Source organism: Microbispora sp. CL1-1, from assembly GCF_012034195.1.
Lineage (GTDB): Bacteria > Actinomycetota > Actinomycetes > Streptosporangiales > Streptosporangiaceae > Microbispora.
Map to the genome: position 1 here is coordinate 224,149 of NZ_JAATEK010000008.1, position 21,459 is coordinate 245,607.

General features: G+C 71.2%; 22 protein-coding genes. 8 read left to right on the forward strand and 14 right to left on the reverse strand.

From position 1 onward, the window contains the following. Positions 1-288: 288 nt before the first annotated feature. On the reverse strand, positions 289-507 hold the full coding sequence (locus tag HCK04_RS44165) for a hypothetical protein (protein WP_260617245.1): 219 nt from the start codon (positions 505-507) through the stop codon (positions 289-291). A 12-nt stretch (positions 508-519) separates the two neighbouring features. On the opposite strand from HCK04_RS44165, the gene HCK04_RS13260 reads away from it, so the two are divergent. From HCK04_RS13260 to HCK04_RS13270, 3 genes are all read left to right on the forward strand, one after another. Continuing rightward, the gene (locus tag HCK04_RS13260) at positions 520-1,572 is read left to right on the forward strand and encodes an extracellular solute-binding protein (protein ID WP_260617244.1); all 1,053 of its coding nucleotides are present in this window, start codon (positions 520-522) and stop codon (positions 1,570-1,572) included. A 140-nt stretch (positions 1,573-1,712) separates the two neighbouring features. Next, a complete protein-coding gene (locus HCK04_RS13265; protein ID WP_142647461.1) occupies positions 1,713-2,627 on the forward strand; it encodes a sugar ABC transporter permease in 915 nt (304 codons plus the stop codon). Further along, entirely contained in the window at positions 2,627-3,586 is a 960-nt protein-coding gene (locus HCK04_RS13270; protein ID WP_142647462.1) for a carbohydrate ABC transporter permease, read from the forward strand. Before HCK04_RS13265 ends, HCK04_RS13270 begins: the two co-directional genes overlap by 1 nt. On the opposite strand, the gene HCK04_RS42265 is transcribed toward HCK04_RS13270, so the two are convergent. The 11 genes from HCK04_RS42265 to HCK04_RS13320 form a co-directional block, all read right to left on the reverse strand. Next, entirely contained in the window at positions 3,549-3,956 is a 408-nt protein-coding gene (locus HCK04_RS42265; protein WP_346776134.1) for an alpha/beta hydrolase, read from the reverse strand. The two genes, HCK04_RS13270 and HCK04_RS42265, sit on opposite strands and share 38 nt — an antisense overlap. Beyond that, a complete protein-coding gene (locus HCK04_RS42270; protein WP_240971355.1) occupies positions 3,953-4,462 on the reverse strand; it encodes an SDR family oxidoreductase in 510 nt (169 codons plus the stop codon). Before HCK04_RS42270 ends, HCK04_RS42265 begins: the two co-directional genes overlap by 4 nt. A 581-nt stretch (positions 4,463-5,043) precedes the next feature. Then, positions 5,044-6,702, reverse strand: coding sequence for a DEAD/DEAH box helicase (locus HCK04_RS13280; protein WP_142647512.1), 1,659 nt, complete (start codon positions 6,700-6,702; stop codon positions 5,044-5,046). A 792-nt stretch (positions 6,703-7,494) separates the two neighbouring features. Continuing rightward, the gene (locus HCK04_RS13285; RefSeq protein ID WP_221889912.1) at positions 7,495-7,851 is read right to left on the reverse strand and encodes a metal-sulfur cluster assembly factor; all 357 of its coding nucleotides are present in this window, start codon (positions 7,849-7,851) and stop codon (positions 7,495-7,497) included. Positions 7,852-7,951: 100 nt separating this feature from the next. Beyond that, positions 7,952-8,389, reverse strand: coding sequence for a Fe-S cluster assembly sulfur transfer protein SufU (gene sufU / locus HCK04_RS13290; RefSeq protein ID WP_139573119.1), 438 nt, complete (start codon positions 8,387-8,389; stop codon positions 7,952-7,954). A gap of 3 nt (positions 8,390-8,392) precedes the next feature. Beyond that, entirely contained in the window at positions 8,393-9,655 is a 1,263-nt protein-coding gene (locus HCK04_RS13295; RefSeq protein WP_142647464.1) for a cysteine desulfurase, read from the reverse strand. After that, positions 9,655-10,464 (reverse strand): Fe-S cluster assembly ATPase SufC, encoded by an 810-nt coding sequence (sufC, locus tag HCK04_RS13300; RefSeq protein WP_142647465.1) that lies wholly within the window; start codon positions 10,462-10,464, stop codon positions 9,655-9,657. Before sufC ends, HCK04_RS13295 begins: the two co-directional genes overlap by 1 nt. A 6-nt stretch (positions 10,465-10,470) precedes the next feature. Further along, positions 10,471-10,800, reverse strand: coding sequence for a non-heme iron oxygenase ferredoxin subunit (locus HCK04_RS13305; RefSeq protein WP_142647466.1), 330 nt, complete (start codon positions 10,798-10,800; stop codon positions 10,471-10,473). Continuing rightward, positions 10,797-11,921, reverse strand: coding sequence for a Fe-S cluster assembly protein SufD (sufD, locus tag HCK04_RS13310; RefSeq protein ID WP_142647467.1), 1,125 nt, complete (start codon positions 11,919-11,921; stop codon positions 10,797-10,799). Before sufD ends, HCK04_RS13305 begins: the two co-directional genes overlap by 4 nt. Continuing rightward, positions 11,921-13,357 (reverse strand): Fe-S cluster assembly protein SufB, encoded by a 1,437-nt coding sequence (sufB, locus tag HCK04_RS13315; protein ID WP_312845737.1) that lies wholly within the window; start codon positions 13,355-13,357, stop codon positions 11,921-11,923. Before sufB ends, sufD begins: the two co-directional genes overlap by 1 nt. Further along, a complete protein-coding gene (locus HCK04_RS13320) occupies positions 13,330-14,097 on the reverse strand; it encodes a MarR family transcriptional regulator (protein ID WP_142647513.1) in 768 nt (255 codons plus the stop codon). The genes sufB and HCK04_RS13320 overlap by 28 nt, the downstream gene beginning before the upstream one ends. 337 nt (positions 14,098-14,434) lie before the next feature. Here HCK04_RS13320 and HCK04_RS13325 point away from each other — a divergent pair, with 337 nt between their 5' ends. The 3 genes from HCK04_RS13325 (at position 14,435) to HCK04_RS13335 (ending at position 17,244) form a co-directional block, all read left to right on the forward strand. Continuing rightward, positions 14,435-15,391, forward strand: a complete 957-nt coding sequence (locus HCK04_RS13325) for an ABC transporter ATP-binding protein (RefSeq protein ID WP_142647469.1) — start codon at positions 14,435-14,437, stop codon at positions 15,389-15,391. A 56-nt stretch (positions 15,392-15,447) separates the two neighbouring features. Then, on the forward strand, positions 15,448-16,164 hold the full coding sequence (locus HCK04_RS13330; protein WP_142647514.1) for an ABC transporter permease: 717 nt from the start codon (positions 15,448-15,450) through the stop codon (positions 16,162-16,164). Between the two features lie 168 nt (positions 16,165-16,332). Beyond that, a complete protein-coding gene (locus HCK04_RS13335; protein ID WP_142647470.1) occupies positions 16,333-17,244 on the forward strand; it encodes an EamA family transporter in 912 nt (303 codons plus the stop codon). Between the two features lie 78 nt (positions 17,245-17,322). Here HCK04_RS13335 and HCK04_RS13340 read toward each other — a convergent pair whose 3' ends face one another. Next, entirely contained in the window at positions 17,323-18,099 is a 777-nt protein-coding gene (locus HCK04_RS13340) for a GntR family transcriptional regulator (protein ID WP_260617241.1), read from the reverse strand. Between the two features lie 95 nt (positions 18,100-18,194). Here HCK04_RS13340 and HCK04_RS13345 point away from each other — a divergent pair, with 95 nt between their 5' ends. Continuing rightward, entirely contained in the window at positions 18,195-19,202 is a 1,008-nt protein-coding gene (locus HCK04_RS13345; protein ID WP_142647471.1) for a COX15/CtaA family protein, read from the forward strand. A gap of 3 nt (positions 19,203-19,205) precedes the next feature. Beyond that, on the forward strand, positions 19,206-19,904 hold the full coding sequence (locus HCK04_RS13350; protein ID WP_142647472.1) for an ElyC/SanA/YdcF family protein: 699 nt from the start codon (positions 19,206-19,208) through the stop codon (positions 19,902-19,904). Positions 19,905-20,364: 460 nt separating this feature from the next. On the opposite strand, the gene HCK04_RS13355 is transcribed toward HCK04_RS13350, so the two are convergent. Continuing rightward, positions 20,365-21,450, reverse strand: coding sequence for a lytic polysaccharide monooxygenase (locus tag HCK04_RS13355; protein ID WP_142647473.1), 1,086 nt, complete (start codon positions 21,448-21,450; stop codon positions 20,365-20,367). Positions 21,451-21,459 lie beyond the last annotated feature (9 nt).

Genomic DNA, 21,459 nt, shown 5'->3' on the forward strand with positions numbered 1-21,459 from the left:
GTGGTGGGCCTGGCTCGTGTACGCCGCAAGGTTACACAAGTGCACCGTTTCAGACTTCTGACCCGGTTAAGGGTCGTTCGCCGGAATCCATGTAACCCCTGTCAACCGTCTGAGCTGCGGATTCATGATTCGTACGGTGCGATGTCCGAATCGTCGGGATGAAACACCCTCTTGAAACTAATCCGGTTTAGTGCTGGACTCTGCACGAATTCGAAGCGTGGGCGGTGCGCCGCACAGGCACGGCCTCGCGGCGGGCCGCCTCTCGGGGGGGCACGACATGTCAGTCGATCACTTTCCGTAGAGATCGGAGACGTCCATGCGACGAACGACGGCGGCCACCTGCGCCGCCCTGATCACCGCCCTCGGCGCGGGCTGCGCGACCAGCGGCACCTCGGAGACCGAGCAGGCCGACGCGACACCCCCGCCGCCATCACGTGGTGGTCCACCGGCGGCGACGACGAGAGCACGGCCTTCCAGAAGGCGGCCGACCTGTACACGAAGTCGCACCCCGATGTAACGATCAAGGTGCAGACGCTGGCCTGGGACGACGCGTACGCCAAGCTGCTGGCGGCCTCGACCAGCCGCAGTGGGCCCGACATCATCTCCGGCGGCATGACCTGGACCATCCAGTTCGGCCTGCGCGGCGGGATGGTCGACCTGCGCAAGTACGGCATCGAGCAGCTCCAGGCCCAGGCGCAGCCCGCCCAGTGGAAGTCGGCCGTCTCCCCCGACGGCACCATCTATGGCATCCCGCTCGACATGTCCACCGTGGCGCTCTACTACCGGACCGACCTGTTCGAGAAGGCCGGGATCAAGGAGCCGCCCAAGACCTGGGAGGAGCTCACCGCCGACATCGAGAAACTCAAGAAGTCCGGGGTGAAGACGCCGTTCAGCATCGACTGGGGCAACCTCGACTGGATCGGCTACTTCAACTTCCTCTACCAGGCGGGCGGCGCCTTCTACACGCCGGACTGCAAGCCGTCGCTCGACACCCCGCAGGCCGAGCAGGCGCTGTCGTACTGGATCGACCTGCACCGCAAGTACGGCGCGCCGACCGACACGGTGACGACCTCGGACGCGCTCGACCAGGGCATCGCGATGGTTTACGGCGGCAACTGGAACGCCCTCGGCATCGACACCAGCAAGCCCGCGATGAAGGGCAAATGGGCGATCGCCCCGCTGCCGGCCGGCCCGGCGGCGCCCACGACCTTCATCGGCGGCCGGGCGGTCGGGGTCACGTCGTACAGCACGCACATCCAGCAGGCGGCGGACTTCGTCAAGTTCCTCTACACGGACGAGGCCGTCGACGCGGTGACGGCGGAGTCGAAGGCCCGCAACGTCTCCTACATCCCGCCCCGCCCCGACAAGATCGCCGACTCGCCGTTCACGCCCGAGCACGCGGCGGTGTTCGCGGAGATCATCAAAACCGGCGCGGCCGCGCCCGGATGTCCCGGCTGGGACGAGAGCGCGTCCGACGTCGCCAAGCAGCTCCAGGCCGCGATCCTCGGCAAGGCCGACGTGAAGACGGCGCTGGCCGAGGCCGCCAAGGTCATGGAGCGCAACGCCGGATAGCCGCGACGGCCGTGGTCCGCCGGTGACGCCTGACCCCTCACCGGCCGCGGCCTCCGTCCTCCGCACCCGCCCGGGCCGGTGCCGCCCGACCCCGCACCGGCCCGGGTCCGCCCACGGTTTCCCCCGGATGGAGAAACGACATGGCAACCCACGCCGCCGCGCCCCCGCAACGGTGGCGCCGCTACGGCACCTCCTATCTGATGCTGCTGCCGTTCCTCGGCCTGTTCGCCGGCTTCCTGGTCTGGCCGCTGGCCAACTCGCTCTACCTCAGCTTCACGACGTTCGACGGGGTGAACGCCCCGCGGTTCGAGGGGCTGGAGAACTTCCGGCGCCTGCTGTTCGACGACGACCGGTTCCGGCACGCCCTCGGCAACACCTTCATCTACGTCGTGGCGTCCGTCGGGATCGGCACGCTGCTGTCGCTCGGCCTCGCACTGGCCTTCAACGGGTCGAGCTGGCCGCACCGCATCATGCGGACGATCTTCTTCCTGCCCTCGGTGACGTCGTCGATCGCGCTCATGCTGCTCTGGAAGTGGATCTTCAACCCGGGTGACTTCGGCCTGGCCAACACCGTCGTCACCTGGTTCGGCGGCAGGGCCGTCGAATGGCTCGCCACCCCCGGGCTCACGATCCCCATCCTCGTGCTCATGTCGGTGTGGGGCGGGATGGGCTACGGCATGGTCCTGTACGTCGCCGGGCTCAACACGATCCCGCAGGAGTACTACGAGGCGGCCCGCATCGACGGCGCCGGCGCCTGGCAGCAGTTCCGCCGGGTGACGCTGCCGCTGCTGCGCCCGGTCACCACGTATGTGGTCGTGACCGGGCTCATCGGGGCCTTCCAGGTCTTTGAAGCCGTCTACATCGTGTTCCGGGGCACCAACAACATCGGCGGCGTGCTCGACTCGGGCCTGATGATCGTGCCCTACCTCTACGACCAGGGCTTCACGCACTTCAAGCTCGGCTACGCCTCGGCCATCGCCTGGGTGCTCTTCCTGATCATCTTCGCCCTCAGCATGGTCAACCTCCGCATCGGCCGCGCCCTCAAGGAGCTGTGATGGCCGTCGCCCCCACGACCACGCCGATCGTCGCCGGCCCGGCCGCCGCACCCCGGCGGGCACCCGCCGGGAGGTCGCGCACCACCTGGCGCGGCCACCTGCTGCGCCTGCCGTTCTACCTGCTGTCGCTCACCATGATCGCGCCGTTCTACTGGATGCTGATCACGGTGTTCAAGCCGGTGACCGAGATCGACAAACAGCCGCCGTCGTTCGTGCCCGAGCACCCCACGCTGAACAACTTCTACGACCCCGGCTACTCCCCCACCCAGGTCAACCCGGGCCACCTGCAGGGCATCTTCCAGCGGTTCCAGGTGGACTTCGGATTCGGCCGCTTCATGTTCAACAGCCTGGTGATCACTGTCACGATCACCGTCGTGTCGCTGCTGATCGCCTCGCTGGCGGCGTACGTGATCACCAAGCACCGGGTGCCGGGACGGCGGCTGATCTTCCTGCTGATCGTCGCCTCGATGATGGTGCCCTGGCAGACCACCCTGGTGCCCAACTACGTCATCATGCGCAACCTGGGCTGGCTGGACACCTACCAGGGCTACATCATCCCGGCGCTGGCCAAGGCGTTCGTGCTGTTCTTCCTGGTGCAGTTCCTCCACTCGATCCCGGACGAGCTCATCCAGGCCGCCCGGGTCGACGGCGCCGGGGAGTGGCGCATCTGGTGGCAGGTCGTGCTGCCGCTGCTGCGCCCGGCCCTCGCCGCGATGTCGATCTTCATCGTGCTCGCGGAGTGGAACAACTTCCTCTGGCCGCTGATCATCGTGCAGAGCGACGAGATGGCCAACATCCCGGTCGCGCTCGCCCGCTTGAACTCCTATTTCACCGGCGCGCAGAACCAGGGGGCGATCATGGCGGGCGGCCTGCTCGCCTCCCTGCCGTCGATCGCCTTCTTCCTCGCCTTCCAGCGCTACTTCACCCGCGGGATCGTGCTGAGCGGCCTGAAGGGCTGAACGGCTCACGCACCCGGGGAGGCGTGTCCCCCGCCACGGCGTGGGCGACCTCCTCCGGGTGCGTCAGCCGGGGGTGATGCCCCGCGTCCGGGATCACCGTCACCTCGCCCCGCGGGAGCCGCTCGGCCAGCGCCCGGGCGGAGACCCGGCCGAGATACCAGCGGGCCGGGAGCCGGGGTACGGACGCCGAGCGCGCCTGGAGGAAGAACGGGGCCACCAGCGTGAGCCGTTCCACCGCGTCCGGATGGGCGGCCGCGGCCTCCACCGCCGCCGCGGCACCGATCGAGTGACCGACGAGGTGACGCGCGCCGGTCTTGGTGACGAGAGCGGCGAGCCAGGACGGCCAGTCGTCGCGGTCTCCCTCGCTCATCCCCAGGCACGGCAGGTCGGCCGCGCGGGCTTCGCCCAGAGCCGTGACGACCGGCGCCCAGGTGTCGGCGTTGACCGGCAGGCCCGCAGCACCACCGTGGGCGCGCCCGGCTCGCCGAGCTCGAACGTCCGCGCGTTCCCCGGCACCACGGGGAGACCTCCCCGCCAGAGGTCGCGCAGGGTCGACGCGAGCCCGAGATACTGGCCGGCCTCGCCCGTGACGCTGTCGCCGATCACGCTGGCCGGATTGACGACCGACCAGGGAACGCCCAGCCGCTCCGCCTCGAACCGGTAGACGGCGTCCGCCTCCACCTTGGACGCCTCGTACGCGCCCAGGGCCCGGTAGGTCTCCCGCCGCCGCTCCTCGCTCCAGGGACGGGGGTCCTGCCCGCCCACGCGATAGCCGGAGACGTGGACGAGGCGGCGCAGCCGCGGCAGCCGAGCCGCGAAGACGACGACCGAGCGGACGCTGTCGACGTTGGCACGGCGGGCCTCGTCCGCCTGCATGCCGAACCGGTAGGCGCCGGCGCAGTTGTAGACCTCGGTGACGTCGTCAAGCTCCCTGCCGGCAGCAACGGCTGGGTGAGATCGACCCGGAGGTCGGCCGGGGCCTCGTCATGCCCGTGCTCGGCCGGCCAGCGGGCGAGCCGCCCGAAGGACGCGCGGCGCCGGTTCGCCGTGCTCACACGGACTCCGGCATGACCGAGCGCGAGGACCAGGTGGCGTCCGACGAAGCCGGTCGCGCCCAGGACCAGCGCGTGCCGGTCCCCGGGCGACGGCACCTCAGCACGCCCTGCCCGGGCCGCCTCGCCGTCCAAGGCTGCACGGTCTGTCGGGGCCGCGCGATCTTCCGGCGATAGGCGGTCGTCCGGGGATGGGCGGTCGTCGTGGAAGGCCCGCCGTGGGCCGGTCTCGGCTCCGCCGGTTCCGATCATGGGAGAAGACTAGACCGGTCTACATAGTTTGTGTCAACACCGCCCCCATACGCCACCGGGCCGCCCATAGGGACGGCCCGGTGGAGGTGCGGTGTTCAGTTCAGCATCGTGATGAGGTCAGCATCGTGATGAGGTCAGCATCGTGGTGAGGGTTCAGCGGCCGGTGAAGCGGCCACCGCGGCCCCGGCGTCCGCCACGGCCGGCGTCGCCGCCATAGCCCCCGCGTCCGCCCTGGCCGCCGCCGTAACCGCCGTAGCCTCCGCGTCCACCCTGACCGCTCTGGCCGCCCTGGCCGCCCTGACCGCCGTACGCGCCCTGACCGCTGTAGCCGGACTGGGCGTGCCCGGACTGGGCGTGCCCGGACTGGCCGCCGTGTCCACCCGTACGGCCACGGTGATGGCCGCCGCGCGACTCGCTGCGGCCGTCGGCCCAGCCATCGCCGGTGCGGGGACCGCGAGACCGCTCGCCCTGGTCGGACCGCCTGCGCCGCCCGTCCCCGTCACCCGGGCGGTCGGCGCCGCGAAAACGGTCGCCGCCGTGCCGCCGCCGGCCGGGCCCCCGGTCGTCCCGCGCGGGCCGCAGCGGCCTGCGCACGTCGGGCTCCCACACCGGAACGGCCTCGCCGCTCGGCCGCCGGGCCCCGGCGATCTCGGCCAGGATCGGGTCACCCGGCGTCACGCGGTGACGGGACGGGGTCACCCCCGCCTTGCGGGTCATCGACTCGGCGGCGCGGCGCTCGCTCGGCAGGACCAGCGTCAGCACCACGCCGCGCTCGCCCGCGCGGGCCGTACGGCCGCCGCGGTGCAGGTAGCTCTTGTGATCGGCCGGCGGGTCGACGTGCAGCACGAGGCTCACGTCGTCCACGTGGATGCCGCGGGCGGCGACGTCGGTGCACACGAGCACCCCGATCGTGCCCTCGCGGAACCCGTCGAGGATGCGGGTGCGCTGGTTCTGCCGCTTGCCGCCGTGCAGGCCGCCCGCGCGGACGCCCGACCGGGCGAGCTGCTTCACGACGCGGTCCACGCCGTGCTGGGTGCGGACGAACAGGATCGTACGGCCGTCCCGGTTGGCGATCTCCGCCGTCACGTCCACCTTGTCATCACGGTGCACCTGGAGCAGGTGGTGCTCCATCGTCTCCACCGAGGAGGTGGCCGGGTCGAGGGAGTGGACCACGGGGTCGGTCAGGAAGCGCGTGACCAGCGTGTCCACGTCGCCGTCGAGCGTCGCGGAGAACAGCAGGCGCTGCCCGTCGGCCGGCGTGCGCGCGAGCAGCGCGCTGACCACGGGCAGGAACCCGAGGTCGCACATGTGGTCGGCCTCGTCGAGCACGGTGACCTGGACGTCGTCCAGCGTGCACTCGCCCTGCTCGATGAGGTCGGTGAGACGGCCGGGCGTGGCGACGACGACGTCGACCCCACGGCGCAGGTCGTCGATCTGGCGGCCCATGGACATGCCGCCGACGACCGTGCGGGTGCGCAGCGACAGCCCGCGGCCGAGCGGTTCGAGGGTGTCGGCCACCTGCAGGGCCAGTTCGCGGGTGGGCACCAGGACGAGGGCCCGGGGGTGGCCGGGGCGGGCCTTCTCCCCCGCGATCCTGGCCAGGGTCGGCAGGCCGAAGGCGAGCGTCTTGCCGGAGCCGGTCTGGCCCCGGCCGAGGACGTCGTAGCCGGCGAGGATGTCGGGAATGGCCGCCCGCTGGATCGGGAACGGCTCGGTGATGCCCTGCCGGGCCAGCCCCGCCACGAGCGGCTTGGGCAGACCCAGCAGTGCGAACTCGGCGCGGGTCTCGGTGCCCTCACCGAGGTCAAGCATGGTCACGAAATCGTGCCTTTCGTAGAAAGAACGTGCCGGAACACGTGGGCGCGTCACTTCTGCGAAAGGACGAGCCGGTACACGTACGGCAAGCGAGCCGTACCAATCGGGGCGCCGGAGGCCGGAAGATGTCGTGGCCCGCGCCCGGGTGATGCCGTGAGCGCGTCCCGCAGAAGTGGAGACCGCCGGGTGGCGGCATCCCACGGACGCCCGACACTCACGTCGCACAAAGCAAAGCGAATAACAACTCTACGGCATTCCCGCGCCGCGGCGGCGATTCCGCGGCCGGACGAAGGCCGGGGCGCGCCGCGTCATGGACGCAGTGTCGACGCAGTGTCAGGGCCAACAGCGTCACGGGCACCGTGTCGAGGCGCCCTGTCAGGACGCCGTGTCGCAGGCGCCGTGTCGCAGGCGCCGCGGCATGGGCCGCACCGCGCCTCACCGCGAGCGCCGCGTTATGGGCACAGCGTCACAGGCACCGCATCCCACCGCACCGCCGCGTCACTTCGCGGGCACCGCGCCGCGCCGCGCCGGGCGGCACCGCACAGCGCCGCACCGTGAGCGTCGCATCGCCGGCACCGCGCCGCGCCGGACCGGACAGGGCCGCACAGCGCGGGACCGTGAGCGTCGCATCGCCGGCACCGCACCGCACCCCACCGCCGCGTCACATCGCCGGCACCGCTTCGCGAGCGCCGGGTCTGAACCCCGTGGGAGCCGACCGGCGGAACGCCTGTGTCCGGGGCGCGCGGCCCCGGACACACGGGTGACAGGACCGGATCAGGTCCGGGCCGGTCAGACGTTGAAACCGAGCATGCGAAGCTGGTCGCGGCCCTCGTCGGTGATCTTGTCGGGGCCCCACGGCGGCAGCCAGACCCAGTTGATGACCACGTTGGAGACCAGGTCGGCGAGCGCCGAGTTGGCCTGGTCCTCGATCACGTCGGTCAGCGGGCAGGCGGCGCTGGTCAGCGTCATGTCGATGGTGGCGATGGGACGCTCACCCTCGCCGGCCGGGTCGAGATTGACGCCGTAGACGAGGCCGAGGTCCACCACGTTGATCCCCAGTTCGGGGTCCACCACGTCCTTCAGCGCCTCGAGCACGTCGTCGAGGGAGGTCTCCCCGTCGTAGTCGCCGGTCGGCGTCTCGGTCACGGTGCCCGTCGGGGTCTCGGTCGGCTTGCTCACGTCGTCTCCTCACCTCGCGGCGCCCGCGGCGCGGCGCCGTACTTCCCAACGCGGCCGGGGCGGCCGGTCATCCCTGGCTCCTCATCAGCGCGTCCTTGTAGGCCATCCAGGCCAGCAGCGCGCACTTGACGCGGGCGGGGAACTTCGCCACACCGGCGAACGCCACCGCGTCGCCCAGCACGTCCTCGTCGGGCTCCACCTGGCCCCTGCCCTGCATGAGCCGGGTGAACTCCTCGACCACCGACAGCGACTCCTCCACCGTGGAGCCGGTCGCGAGCTCGTGCAGCACCGAGGCCGCGGCCTGGCTGATGGAGCAGCCCTGGCCGTCATAGGACACGTCGAGCACCTTGCCGCCGTCGGCCACCTTCACCCGCAGCGTCACCTCGTCGCCGCAGGTCGGGTTGACGTGGTGCACCTCCGCGTCGTACGGGTCGCGCAGGCCCCGCCCCTGGGGATGCTTGTAGTGCTCCAGGATCAGCTCCTGGTACATGGATTCACCGATCATGGCTCAGCCGAACACCTTCTGCACGTGGTGGAGGCCGCGGACCAGTGCGTCGATCTCGGCCGTCGTGTTGTACAGGTAGAAAGACGCCCGCGTGGTCGCCGGAATTCCGAACCTGAGATGCAACGGCCGGGCGCAGTGGTGGCCTACCCGCACCGCGATCCCGTACACGTCGTCGAGGATCTGCCCCACGTCGTGCGGGTGGATGCCCTCCAGGGTGAACGAGATCGTGCCGCCGCGCGCGATGGGCGTGCGCGGGCCGATGATCCTCAGCCCCGGAACCTCCGGCAGCGCCTCCAGCGCGTACGCGACCAGGGCCTTCTCGTGCGCCTTGATCTCGTCCATGCCGACCGCGGTCAGGTAGTCGACCGCGGCGCCGAGGCCGATCGCCTCGACGATGGGCGGCGTCCCGGCCTCGAACTTGTGCGGCACCGGCGCGTACGTCGAGTGGTCCATCCAGACCGCCTCGATCATCTCGCCGCCGCCGAGGAACGGCGGCATGGCGTCGAGCAGCTCGCGCCGGCCCCACAGCACGCCGATGCCGGACGGCCCGACCATCTTGTGGCCGGTGAACGCGACGAAGTCGACGCCCAGCTCGGTCACGTCCACGGGCTGGTGGGGCACCGACTGCGACGCGTCGAGCATCATCAGCGCGCCGACCTCGCGCGCGCGGGCCAGGATCGGCGAGACCGAATTGACCGTGCCGAGCACGTTCGACTGGTGCGTGATCGAGACGATCTTCGTGCGCTCGGTGACCAGCTCGTCCAGGCCCTCGATGTCGAGGCGGCCCTCGTCGGTCACCGGGAACCAGCGCAGCGTCGCGCCGGTCCGCTGCGCGAGCAGCTGCCACGGCACGATGTTGGAGTGGTGCTCCATCTCCGAGATGACGATCTCGTCGCCGGGGCCGATCCGGAACCGCTCGTCCTCGCCGACGGGGTTGCCGAAGGCGTACGCCACGAGGTTGAGGGCCTCGGAGGCGTTCTTGGTGAAGACGATCTCGTCACGCGACGGGGCCTTGACGAACGCGGCGATCTTGTCACGCGCGGCCTCGTACGCCTCGGTCGACTCGCTGCCCAGCACGTGCAGCGCCCGGCCGACGTTGCCGTAGTGCCAGGTCAGGTGGTCGCGCATGGTCTCGACCACCTGAGTCGGCTTCTGCGAGGAGTTGCCGGAGTCGAGGTAGACCAGCGACCTGCCTCCGGGAAGTTCGCGGCCGAGGACCGGGAAGTCCTTCCTGATCCTCTCCACGTCGAAGCCGGGCGCACTCATCAGGCGGACGCCTTCGAGGTCGTGTCAGCCTTTCGCGCGTCCCGCACGTATGCCTCGTAGCCCTCGTTCTCCAGCTTGTCGGCGAGCTCGGGTCCGCCCTCCTCCACCACGCGCCCGCCGGCGAAGACGTGGACGAAGTCCGGCTTCACGTAGCGCAGGATGCGGGTGTAGTGGGTGATCAGCAGCACGCCGGTGTCGCCGGAGCCACGGCTGTGCTCCCCTGGGGACGACCCCAGACCCCGGAAACGGTTGATGCCCTCGGACACGACGCGCAGGGCGTCGACGTCGAGGCCGGAGTCGGTCTCGTCGAGCACCGCGATCTTTGGCTTGAGCAGCTCGAGCTGGAGGATCTCGTGGCGCTTCTTCTCGCCGCCGGAGAAGCCCTCGTTGGTGTTGCGCTGGGCGAAGGCCGGGTCGATGGACAGCGCGTCCATGCCCGCCTTCAGCTCCTTGGCGAACTCGCGCAGCTTGGGCGCCTCGCCGCGGACCGCGGTGATCGCCGAGCGCAGGAAGTTCGACACGCTGACGCCGGGCACCTCGACGGGGTACTGCATGGCGAGGAACAGGCCGGCGCGGGCGCGCTCGTCCACCGACATCGCCAGCAGGTCCTCGCCGTCGAGCAGCACGGAACCGGAGGTGACGGTGTACTTGGGGTGCCCCGCGATGGCGTACGCCAGCGTGGACTTGCCCGAGCCGTTCGGGCCCATGATGGCGTGCGTCTCGCCGCTGCGGACCGTCAGGTCGACGCCGCGCAGGATCTCCTTGTCGCCCACGGCGACGTGCAGGTCACGAATCTCAAGGGTGGACACTTGTATTTACTCCTTCGAGAGCGAGACGTACACGTCGTCGCCTTCGATCTTGACTCGGTAGACGTTGACGGGCCTGGTCGCCGGCGGCCCGGTGGGCTTGCCGGTGCGCAGGTCGAAGCAGGAGCCGTGCAGCCAGCACTCCAGCGTGTGGTCGTAGACCTCGCCCTCGCTGAGGCGGACCTCGGCGTGGGAGCACACGTCGTGCAGGGCGAAGACCTCGCCGCCGGTGCGCACCAGCGCGACCGGCGTCTCCCCGACCTCCAGGCCGAGGACGCCGCCGTCCGGGATGTCTCCGACCTGGCAGACCTTCTCCCAGTGGGCGGTGTCGGCGCTCATCGGGCCAGCTCCGCCTCGACCGCCGACAGGACGCGCTCGCGGATCTCCGGCACCTCGATCTTCTCCAGCAGCTGGGCGAAGAAGCCGTGGATGACCAGGCGGCGGGCCTCGTCGAACGGGATGCCGCGGGCCTGCAGGTAGAAGATGTGCTCGTCGTCGAGGCGGCCGGAGGCGGACGCGTGGCCCGCTCCCGCGACCTCGCCGGTGAGGATCTCCAGGTTCGGCACCGAGTCGGCGCGGGCGCCGTCGGTGAGGATGAGGTTGCGGTTCAGCTCGTAGGTGTCGGTGCCCTCGGCCTCGGCCCTGATGATCACGTCGCCGATCCAGACCGCGTGGGCGTCCTCACCCTGCAGCGCGCCCTTGTAGGTCACGTTGCTGCGGCAGTTGGGCACGCTGTGGTCCACCAGCAGGCGGTGCTCCAGGTGCTGGCCCGCGTCCACGAAGTAGAGGCCGGTCAGGTCGGCGTCGCCGCCCGGGGCGGTGTACGACACCGAGGGCGACAGCCGTACGAGGTCGCCGCCGAGGGTGACCACGAACGAGCGGAACGTCGCGTCCTTGCCGAGCCTGGCGTGGTGGTGGGAGACGTGCACGGCGTCGTCGTCCCAGTCCTGCAGGCTGACGACCTTGAGCGTCGCGCCCTCGGCCACGTCGAACTCGACGTTGTCGGCGTAGACGGCGCTGCCGCGGTGGTCGAGCACCAGCACGGCCTCGGCCAGCGGCTCCACCGACACGAGGATGTGCCCGTACGCCGCGGCGCCCGCCCCGGACCCCCGCAGGGTGATCACGGTGGGCGCGGAGGCGGCCGTCATCTTCGGCACCGTGACGACGGTGGCCTTCTCGAACGACGAGTAGGCCTGCGCGCTGACCCGGTCGGACGGCGTGTACGCCTTGCCGAGCCGGGCGTCGTCGCGGCCCACGGTCTCGACGCGCACCTCGGGCGCGGCCTCGACGTCCACCACGACGCCACCGGTGACGGCGGCCGTGCCGTTGTGCAGCCCCTTCAGCCGCGACAGCGGCGTGAAGCGCCACTCCTCCTCGCGGCCCGTCGGCACCGGGAAGTCGGCCACGTCGTACGACGACTTCTCGTGCAGCGTCGACAGCGGCTTGGTCTCCAGGCCCATCAGCCGACCGCTCCTTCCATCTGCAGCTCGATCAGGCGGTTGAGCTCAAGGGCGTACTCCATGGGCAGCTCACGGGCGATCGGCTCGACGAAGCCGCGCACGATCATCGCCATCGCCTCGTCCTCGCCGAGACCGCGGCTCATCAGGTAGAAGAGCTGGTCCTCCGACACCTTGGAGACCGTGGCCTCGTGGCCCATCGACACGTCGTCCTCGCGGACGTCCACGTACGGGTAGGTGTCGGACCGGCTGATCTGGTCGACCAGCAGCGCGTCGCACTTGACGGTCGAGGCCGAGCCGGCCGCGCCCTCCTCGATCTGCACCAGGCCCCGGTAGGAGGTGCGGCCACCGCCGCGCGCCACCGACTTGGAGATGATCGTCGAGGACGTCTTGGGCGCGAGGTGCACCATCTTGGCGCCCGCGTCCTGGTGCTGGCCCTCACCGGCGAAGGCGACCGACAGCGTCTCGCCCTTGGCGTGCTCGCCCATCAGGTAGACGGCCGGGTACTTCATCGTGACCTTGGAGCCGATGTTGCCGTCGATCCACTCCATGGTCGCGCCCTCGTACGCCACGGCGCGCTTGGTGACCAGGTTGTAGACGTTGTTCGACCAGTTCTGGATGGTCGTGTAGCGACAGCGGGCGCCCTTCTTCACGACGATCTCGACGACCGCCGAGTGGAGCGAGTCGGACGAGTAGATCGGCGCGGTGCAGCCCTCGACGTAGTGGACGTAGGAGTTCTCGTCCACGACGATCAGGGTCCGCTCGAACTGGCCCATGTTCTCGGTGTTGATCCGGAAGTAGGCCTGCAGCGGGATCTCGACGCTCACGTTCGGCGGCACGTAGATGAACGAGCCGCCCGACCACACGGCGGTGTTGAGCGCGGCGAACTTGTTGTCGCCCACCGGGATCACCGTGCCGAAGTACTCCTTGAAGAGCTCCTCGTGCTCGCGCAGGCCGGTGTCGGTGTCGACGAAGATGACGCCCTTCTCCTCGAGGTCCTCACGGATCTTGTGATAGACGACCTCGGACTCGTACTGGGCGGCGACACCGGCGATGAGGCGCTGCTTCTCCGCCTCCGGGATGCCGAGCTTGTCGTAGGTGTTCTTGATGTCCGGGGGCAGCTCGTCCCAGGACGCGGCCTGCTTCTCCGTCGAGCGGACGAAGTACTTGATGTTGTCGAAGTCGATGCCCGTGAGGTCGGAGCCCCAGGTCGGCAGCGGCTTCTTCTCGAACAGCCGAAGGCCCTTGAGGCGCAGGTCGAGCATCCACTCCGGCTCGTTCTTGAGCGCGGAGATGTTGCGGACGACCTCTTCGGACAGCCCACGGCGGGCCGTGGCCCCCGCCACGTCCGTGTCGGCCCAGCCGAACTTGTAATTCCCGAGGCCTTCCAGCTCCGGGCGGTCGGTGACAGTCACCTTCCGGACTCCTTGCTCGTCGATGTGCTCGATAGATGTGCGGCCGGCAGCTCGGCGGCCGATAAACCGGCGGTCGGCGAATCGGCGGCCGCCGGATCGGAACGCGCGTGCCGTGCGGCCAGCGCGTGTGAACTCACGTGGGTGGTGCAGACCCCGTCGCCGTTGGCGATCGTGGCCAAGCGCTGCACCGGCGTGCCCAGCAGCCGGGCGAACGCCTCGGTCTCCGCCTCGCACAGCTGCGGGAACTGCGCCGCGACGTGCGCCACCGGGCAGTGGTGCTGGCACAGCTGCTCGCCGCCCTTGCCCGTCGCGGACGCCGACGCCGCGTAGCCCTCGGCCGACAGCGCCTCGGCCAGCACGCGGACCCGCTGCTCGGCCGGGACCTCGCGCATCAGCGCCTCAAGCCGGCCGACCAGCCCGGACACCTGCGCCCGCGCGAACTCCGACACCGCCTCGCCGCCGAGCCGCTCGGCCAGGAAGCGCAGCGCGCTGCCGGCGAGGTCGTCGTAGGCGTGGACGAAGGCGCTGCGGCCCGCGTCGGTGATCGCGAACATCTTCGCCGGCCTGCCGCGCCCCCGCTGGCCGCGCGGGCGTGCCGTACGAGGCTCTATCATGCCCTCGGCCAGCAGCGCGTCGAGATGGCGGCGCACCGCGGCCGGAGTAAGCCCGAGCCGCTCGCCGAGCGCCGCCGCCGTCACCGGGCCGTGCTCCAGGATGAGCCGCGCCACCCGGGCACGGGTGCCGCGCTCGGCGGTGATGTCCATGTGCACGGGGGACGCCGGAACAGGCCGCGTCACCACGGCCTTCTCGGCGTTCTGCTTCCCCTGCACGTTTTTCACAACATCAGTGTGCCGTAATTCCTTCCCCGGCGACAAACCCAAGGAGAGGTCGCCGGGGATGCAATTTCTCACGCAGGTAAGCCTTACCTAACCTGCGACGACGCGAGTTTTCCGCATCCTTTACCCGCCCGGGCTGGAATGGCGGCACTCGCCGACGAGAGCGCGCTCCCCGCTCCCTAGACTCGATGCCGTCGACGACCGACCAGGGCCGCCCACATCCGGCCGGCCCGGCGGTCGGTCCTGCGAGGGGAGGCCGGTGGGAGTGCCGGGGGTTGACAGCACGTTCGAGAGCACGGCCGGCCGCACGGGCGGCGCCGCGCCGGCGGTGGAGATCGACGGGCTGGTCAAGCGCTACGGAAGCACCACGGCCGTCGACGGGCTGACCCTCACCTGCGCGCAGGGCGCCGTCACGGCGATCCTCGGGCCGAACGGCGCGGGCAAGACCTCGACGATCGAGATCTGCGAGGGCTTCCGGCGGCCGGACGGCGGGACCGTGCGCGTGCTCGGCCTGGACCCGGCCGACGCCGCGCTGAAGCCGCGCCTGGGGATCATGCCGCAGAGCGGAGGGGTGCCTCCCGCCGCCCGCGCGGGCGAGTGGCTGCGCGTGGTCTCCCGGTTCTACGCCCACCCGCTCGACCCCGGCTCCCTGCTCGATCTGCTCGGCCTGGCCGACCACGCGCGTACGCCGTACCGGCGGCTGTCGGGCGGCCAGCAGCAGCGCCTGTCGCTTGCCGCCGCGGTGATCGGGCGGCCGGAGCTGGTCTTCCTCGACGAACCGACCGCCGGTCTCGACCCACAGGCCCGGCACGCCTGCTGGGACCTGGTCGCCGCGCTGCGCGCCTCCGGGGTGTCGGTGGTGCTGACGACCCACCAGATGGACGAGGCCGAGAAACTCTCCGACCACATCGTGGTCATCGACCACGGCCGGGTGGTGGCCGCGGGCACCCCCGAGTCGCTGACCGGCGCCGAGCGGCAGCTCAGGTTCCGCGCCCGCCCCGGGCTCGACCTGGAGGAGCTGCTGGCCGCGCTGCCGCCGGGCAGCGCCGCCAAGGAGTCGCCCTCGGGGCACTACATCATCGAGGGGCAGGTCGGCCCGCAACTGCTCGCCACCGTCACGGCCTGGTGCGCCACCGAGGGCGTCACCACAGAGGACCTGCGCATCGAGCGGCGCACGCTGGAGGACGTCTTCCTCGAACTGACCGGCAGGGAGCTGCGGTGAGCACGATCGCCACGCTGGACCTCACGCCGCGGCCCGGGGCCGCGCCGCTGCACCGGATGGTCCTCGCCCAGGCGGGCGCGGAGATCCGGGCCATGCTGCGCAACGGCGAGCAGCTCCTGCTCACGATGATCATCCCGATCCTGCTGCTCGTCGGGTTCTCCACGGCCCCGCTGGTGGACGTCGGCGACGGCGCCCGCGTCGACTTCGTCGCCCCCGGCATCCTCGCGCTCGCGGTCATGTCGACCGCGTTCACCGGGCAGGCCATCGCCACCGGCTTCGAACGCAGGTACGGCGTGCTCAAGCGCCTCGGCGCGACCCCGCTGTCCAGGGCCGGGCTGCTGCTGGCCAAGACCGTCGCGGTCGTCGCCGTCGAGGTGCTGCAGGTCGTGGTGATCGCCGCGGTTGCGCTGGCGCTCGGCTGGTCCCCGCACGGCGACCCGCTGTGGGCCGTGCCGCTCCTCCTGCTGGGCACGGCGGCCTTCAGCGGCCTCGGCCTGCTCATGGCCGGCACGCTGCGGGCGGAGGCCACCCTGGCCGGGGCCAACCTCGTCTACCTGGTGCTGCTCGGGCTCGGCGGCGTGCTGTTCCCGCTGGACCGGTTCCCTGCGGGGGTGCAGCACGTGCTGGGGCTGCTGCCGATCAGCGCGCTCACCTCCGGCCTGCGCACCGTCCTGAGCGCCGGCGGCGGCTTCCCCGGCGGCGCGCTCCTCGTGCTGCTGTGCTGGACGGTGGCCGCGCTCGCCCTCGCCGCCCGCACCTTCCGCTGGGAATGACACGGGCGCCGGCAATGACACGGGCCGCTGGGAGAGTGACACCGGACTGCTTGAGTGACACCGGTCGCGTGGCGTGACGACGCCGGGGCCCTCACCTGCGACCTGACAGCCTGCGCATATGATTGCGGGCGTTTGTTGTGATCAATGCCTTTATGTGGGGTTGCCGGCATGACCGCTGAGTCCCTTCCGGGAGCCGAGCCGTATCGCATGAGGCCGTCGCCGATCAGGGCGCTGCGGGCCGCCTCGGACGCGATACCGCCGTCGGGACTGGTGCTGCTGGGCATCCTGTCGGTCCAGGTGGGCGCCGGGCTGGCCAAGAACCTCTTCGCGGAGCTGTCCCCTTCGGCCGTGGTCTTCCTGCGCATCGCCACCAGCGCCGTCATGCTGCTGGCCGTCGCCCGGCCCAAGGTGCGCGGGCTGTCGCGGCGCGACCTCGCCGTCGGCGTCGCGTTCGGGCTCAGCCTCGGCCTGATGAACCTGTCGTTCTACGAGGCACTCGCCCGGATGCCGATCGGGATCGCGGTGGCCATCGAGTTCATCGGCCCGCTCACCCTGGCCGTGGTGTCCTCCCGCCGCCGGCTCGATCTGCTGTGGGTGGGACTGGCCGCCGCGGGCGTGATCCTGCTCGCCCCCTGGGGGGACGCGGGCACCGCGAGCTGGGTGGGGATCGGCTTCGCCGCGCTGGCGGGCACGTGCTGGGCCGCCTACATCGTGCTCTCCGCGGCCACCGGCGCCCGCTTCCCCGGCGCGAGCGGGCTGTCGTTCGCCATGATCGTGTCCACGATCGTCGTCGCGCCCATCGGGATCGGCTCAGGCGGGAGCGAGCTGCTGCGGCCCGAGCTTCTGCTGCTCGGCGCGGGGGTGGGCCTGCTCTCCTCGTTCATCCCCTACTCGCTGGAGCTGGAGGCCCTGCGCCGGATGCCCAAGCGGGTCTTCGGCATCCTGATGAGCCTGGAGCCCGCCGCAGCCGCGCTCGTCGGCCTGCTCGTCCTGCACGAGGTGCTCCAGGTGCGCGAGTGGGCGGCCATCGGCTGCGTGGTCATCGCCTCCATCGGCGCCACCCGCGCCGGGGACGGCTGAGCCGCACCGTTCAGGCCGTCGTACCGTTCAGGCCGTCGTACCGTTCAGGCCGTCGTACCGTTCAGGCCGTCGTACCGTTCAGGCCGGGGGCGGGTCGGCCGACCAGATCGCGCGCACGTGCTGCAGGTGGTGGTTCATCAGGCGCTCGGCAGCCTCGGCGTCACCGCGTACGACGGCGTCGAGAAGGTCGAGGTGCTCGCGCGCCGAGGACGCCAGCATCCGCGCGTCGGGCAGCCCGCGCAGCCCGTAGAGCCGGGCCCGGGCACGCAGGTCCCTGACCGTCTCGACCAGCCGGGCGTTGCCCGACAGGGCCAGCAGCGACAGGTGGAACCGCTGGTCGGCGGCCACATAGGCGAGCAGGTCGCCCCTTCCGGCGGCCGAGACGATCTCCTCGGCGATCGGGCGCAGCGTCTCGGCCCGCTCGCCCAGGGACTCCCCGGCGAGCCGGGCCACCGTGGGCACCTCGATCAGCCGCCTGATCTCGATGATCTCGTCGAGGTCGCGCTCGGACACCTCGGCGACCCGGAAGCCCTTGTTGCGCAGGGCCTCGAACAGACCCTCCTTGGCGAGGTCGAGCATCGCCTCCCGCACCGGCGTGGCCGAGACACCGAACCTGGCCGCCAGCGCGGGGGCCGAGTAGACGACACCGGGCCGCATCTCCCCCGCCACCAGCGCGTCCCGCAGCGCCTGCGCCACCTGCTCGCGCAGGTTCTGCCGTGTTCCGGCGCCCGGCGCGCCGAGGTCGTCACGCTCGCGACTCGCCGGTCCGTTCCACACCCCGCCCATCGACCGGCCACCGCCCTCCTCGGTCGCGTACGGCCGATCGTACCGGCCCCTGCCGGGGGAAACGATCACGGGCCGACCGGGAGGACCGGGGACGGCGCGGCCCCAGGCGGACCCGCCGGACGGCGCGCGGGCCGGAGAAGGGACCACCGACAGGGCCGCCTACGATGAATTCCGTGAATCCCACGACTGACCGGATCCGCGGCTCGCTGCTCGCCCTTTATCGCTCGGTGCGGTTTCCCACGAACGAGTCGATGCGGCGGTGGGCCCTGGCGGCGATCGTGGTCAACGTCGGCATCACCGTCACCGGCGCCGCCGTCCGCGTCACCGGCTCCGGCCTCGGCTGCCCGACCTGGCCGCGCTGCACGCCGGACAGCTTCGTGCCGGCGAAGATCGACTCGCACGCGCCGATCAACATGGCGATCGAGTTCGGCAACCGCCTGCTGTCGTTCCTCGTGCTCGCGGTCGCGGCCGCGTGTGTGATCGCCGCCTGGCAGCTGTCGAGGGGGGAACACGGCCGTCCGGTCCTGCTGCGGCTCGCGCTGGTGCAGCCGGCCGGCGTCCTCGTCCAGGCCCTGTGGGGCGGGCTCGTGGTCCACACGATGCTCAACCCGGTGACCGTCAGCGTCCACTTCCTGCTGTCCATCGGCATGATCGCCGCCGCCGTCGTGCTGTTCGCGCGGGCGGGCGAGGGCGACGCCCCGGCCAAGCGGGTGGTCCACAGGGACATCCGCACGCTCTCGTACGCGCTGAGCGCGGCCGCCTTCGTGCTGCTGCTGGCCGGAGTGGTGGTGACCGGCACCGGGCCGCACTCCGGAGACGAGGCGGCCTCCCGCTTCGGCTTCGACATCCAGGACGTGGTGCGGCTGCACACCGACATCGCCTACGTCGTCGTCGGGCTGACGTTCGCCCTGCTGTTCGCCCTGCACGTCTCCGGCTCCCCCGCCCGCGCCCGGCGCGCCGCGCTCGTGCTGCTCGGCGTGGAGCTGTCCCAGGGCGTGATCGGCTATGTGCAGTATTTCCTCGCCGTCCCCGCGGCCCTGGTGCTCCTGCACGTGCTGGGCGCCACGCTCGTGTGGGTCTGCACGCTGCGCGTCGTTTTCCTCATGCGGACCCGGGGTCCCGCCCCCGCACCCGCCCACCGGCAGCCGGAGCTCCACACCGCGGGAGTCTGAGGGATGCGCGTCCCGCACCCCTGGACCTGGTCGCGTACGGCACAGCGCCGGGGCTTCCAGGCCCTGGCGGCCCTGAGCGTGCTGCCGCTGCTGCCGATGACCTGGGCCTGGCTGGCGAGCTCCGCCCACCGGGTGACGGCGGAGCCGGGCGCAGGCTGGGTCGCCGAGGTGCCCGCGATGCCGGCCGCGCTCGTGCTGGGCGCGGGCGTCGTGAACGGCAAACCCAGCCCGATGCTGGCCGCCCGGCTCGGCATCGCGGCCGAGCTGTACCGCACCGGCAAGGTGCGGGCCCTGCTGCTGTCCGGCGACAACAGCCGCAAGGACTACGACGAGCCCTCGGTCATGCATGACTACCTGATCGCGCACGGCGTCCCGGCCCAGAAGATCGTGCTCGACTACGCCGGGTTCGACACGTGGGACTCCTGCGTACGGGCCAAGGAGATCTTCGACGCCTCCCGCCTCGTCGTGGTGACCCAGGAGTTCCACCTTCCCCGGGCCGTCGCGCTGTGCCGCGCGGCGGGAATCGACGCGTTCGGCGTCGGCGACGACTCCAGCCGCGACTGGCCGGTGGAGACGGTGGCCTACGCCGTCAGGGAGTTCCCCGCATCCGCCAAGGCCCTGCTGGACAGCCTGGTCCTGCACTCCTCACCGCAGTTCCTCGGCCGCCGCGAGACCGCGCTCGACCGCGCGCTGACGAGCTGAGCGCACCCCGCCCGGCGCGCGCAGAGTGGCGGACGGTTCACACAGCCGCCAGATCGGGCGGTACGGCGATCGGCACGAGGAACAGCGAGGCGGCGGCATGCAAAAGGTTGGGACCGGCGGCGCGGCAGGCGGCATGACGAGCGGGGCGGCGGGCGGGGCGCCGCGGCGAAACTTTCATCGGGCGAGCCATGCTGAGCTGGGCGGACAGGACGAGTGAAGGCGTGTCCACTGGCCGGTGACGGCTCGGCGGGTTAGGGTCCGGCCACGTGGGAGCGCTCCCACCATCCCCCGAGGGAGGTGAGGCCACACCCACAGTGGCTATCGCACCGCGGGTACGAGCGGATCCTCCTCCGCCCACCCATCGCGCAACGCCCGGGAAGCCGCCGTAACGGCTTCCCGGGCGCCTCCCGCTGACTCACTCCGGCACCGGGCCGTCGAGCCGGGCGCGATCAGGCCCCGCTCAGCCGCAGCTGATGTCGCTGATCGCCGGCGTGGCCGACCCGCTGCCGAGGAACCCGGCCGTGGCCGATGCACCCGGGGCCAGCGAGTTGTTCCACTCCGGAGCGTGGATCATCGCGAACGGCCCGCTCTGCATGGACGTGCCGTTCCACGCCTGGGTGATCGTCGCGCCGTTCGACATCTGCCACTGCATGTACCAGCCGTTGAGCGGTGCCGTGCCGGTGTTCGTGATCGTGGCCTCGCCCTGGAAGCCGCCAGGCCAGGTGTTGGTCAGCTTCACCGTGGCCGTGCAGGCCGGGTTCCCGGCCGTCGGGGAGGTCGAGGGCGACGGGCTCGGCGACGGGTTCCCGGTGGGCGAGGCGCTCGGCGAGGGGCTCGGCGAGGCGCCGTCGCGGAGGAAGTTCACATCCGAGCAGCCGTAGAAGGTCTCCTGGCTGTCCGAGCGATACCAGACCGCGTAGATGATGTGCCGGCCGCTCTTGTCGGGCAGCCTGCCGGAGAAGCGGTAGGCGCCGTTGCTGACCTCGGGCTCGGGGTCGACCGTGAGGAACGGCTGCTCCTCCATGTCGTCCCAGGTGAGCGGCTTGGTCGGGTCCCAGCCGTCCTTGGTGACGTAGAGCTTGAAGCCGCCGGGGTGCGGCACCCACGCGCCGTAGACGAAGTCGTACATGCTGTTCGCCTTCAGCGTGGTGGTCGGCCAGTCGGTCCTGGGCGCGTCGTAGGCGGAGTACTTGCTGAAACCGCCGCTGCACAGCTGGCCGTCGGGGATGAAGCCCCGGGTGCGGCCGCCGCCGTCGGAGCGGAGCACGCCATACCAGTCGTAGAGGGGCTGGGTGCCGCCGGCCGCCACGGCGTCCGCGCAGGCGGGGTTCTTGGGGATGATCTGGCCGCCGGTGAGGCCGTCGGTGTAACACGCGTACGTGCGGCTCGCGGGGGCCTGGAGGGCGCCGTGCGCCTCGGCCGCGGTCTGCGTCAGGACCGCGACGAGGCCGGCGAGCACGGCCGCCACCGCGGCGAGCACGGCGATTTTGCGCCCGGACCTCAGGGACAGCGATCTCCGACGCGGGGATTGCGCTGTGGTGCTCATGGTTGGGGG

Excerpts from the sequence above, each read along its gene's own strand:
- sufU (WP_139573119.1), bottom strand. The coding sequence starts at position 8,389 with ATGATCGGTGAATCCATGTACCAGGAGCTGATCCTGGAGCACTACAAG.
- HCK04_RS13270 (WP_142647462.1), top strand. The coding sequence starts at position 2,627 with ATGGCCGTCGCCCCCACGACCACGCCGATCGTCGCCGGCCCGGCCGCC.
- HCK04_RS13350 (WP_142647472.1), top strand. The coding sequence starts at position 19,206 with ATGCGCGTCCCGCACCCCTGGACCTGGTCGCGTACGGCACAGCGCCGG.
- HCK04_RS42265 (WP_346776134.1), bottom strand. The coding sequence starts at position 3,956 with ATGAGCGAGGGAGACCGCGACGACTGGCCGTCCTGGCTCGCCGCTCTC.
- sufD (WP_142647467.1), bottom strand. The coding sequence starts at position 11,921 with ATGGGCCTGGAGACCAAGCCGCTGTCGACGCTGCACGAGAAGTCGTCG.
- HCK04_RS13335 (WP_142647470.1), top strand. The coding sequence starts at position 16,333 with ATGACCGCTGAGTCCCTTCCGGGAGCCGAGCCGTATCGCATGAGGCCG.
- HCK04_RS13330 (WP_142647514.1), top strand. The coding sequence starts at position 15,448 with ATGGTCCTCGCCCAGGCGGGCGCGGAGATCCGGGCCATGCTGCGCAAC.
- HCK04_RS13305 (WP_142647466.1), bottom strand. The coding sequence starts at position 10,800 with ATGAGCGCCGACACCGCCCACTGGGAGAAGGTCTGCCAGGTCGGAGAC.
- HCK04_RS13345 (WP_142647471.1), top strand. The coding sequence starts at position 18,195 with ATGAATTCCGTGAATCCCACGACTGACCGGATCCGCGGCTCGCTGCTC.
- HCK04_RS13295 (WP_142647464.1), bottom strand. The coding sequence starts at position 9,655 with ATGAGTGCGCCCGGCTTCGACGTGGAGAGGATCAGGAAGGACTTCCCG.
- HCK04_RS13355 (WP_142647473.1), bottom strand. The coding sequence starts at position 21,450 with ATGAGCACCACAGCGCAATCCCCGCGTCGGAGATCGCTGTCCCTGAGG.
- HCK04_RS13320 (WP_142647513.1), bottom strand. The coding sequence starts at position 14,097 with ATGGACATCACCGCCGAGCGCGGCACCCGTGCCCGGGTGGCGCGGCTC.
- HCK04_RS13265 (WP_142647461.1), top strand. The coding sequence starts at position 1,713 with ATGGCAACCCACGCCGCCGCGCCCCCGCAACGGTGGCGCCGCTACGGC.
- HCK04_RS13280 (WP_142647512.1), bottom strand. The coding sequence starts at position 6,702 with ATGCTTGACCTCGGTGAGGGCACCGAGACCCGCGCCGAGTTCGCACTG.
- HCK04_RS42270 (WP_240971355.1), bottom strand. The coding sequence starts at position 4,462 with ATGCAGGCGGACGAGGCCCGCCGTGCCAACGTCGACAGCGTCCGCTCG.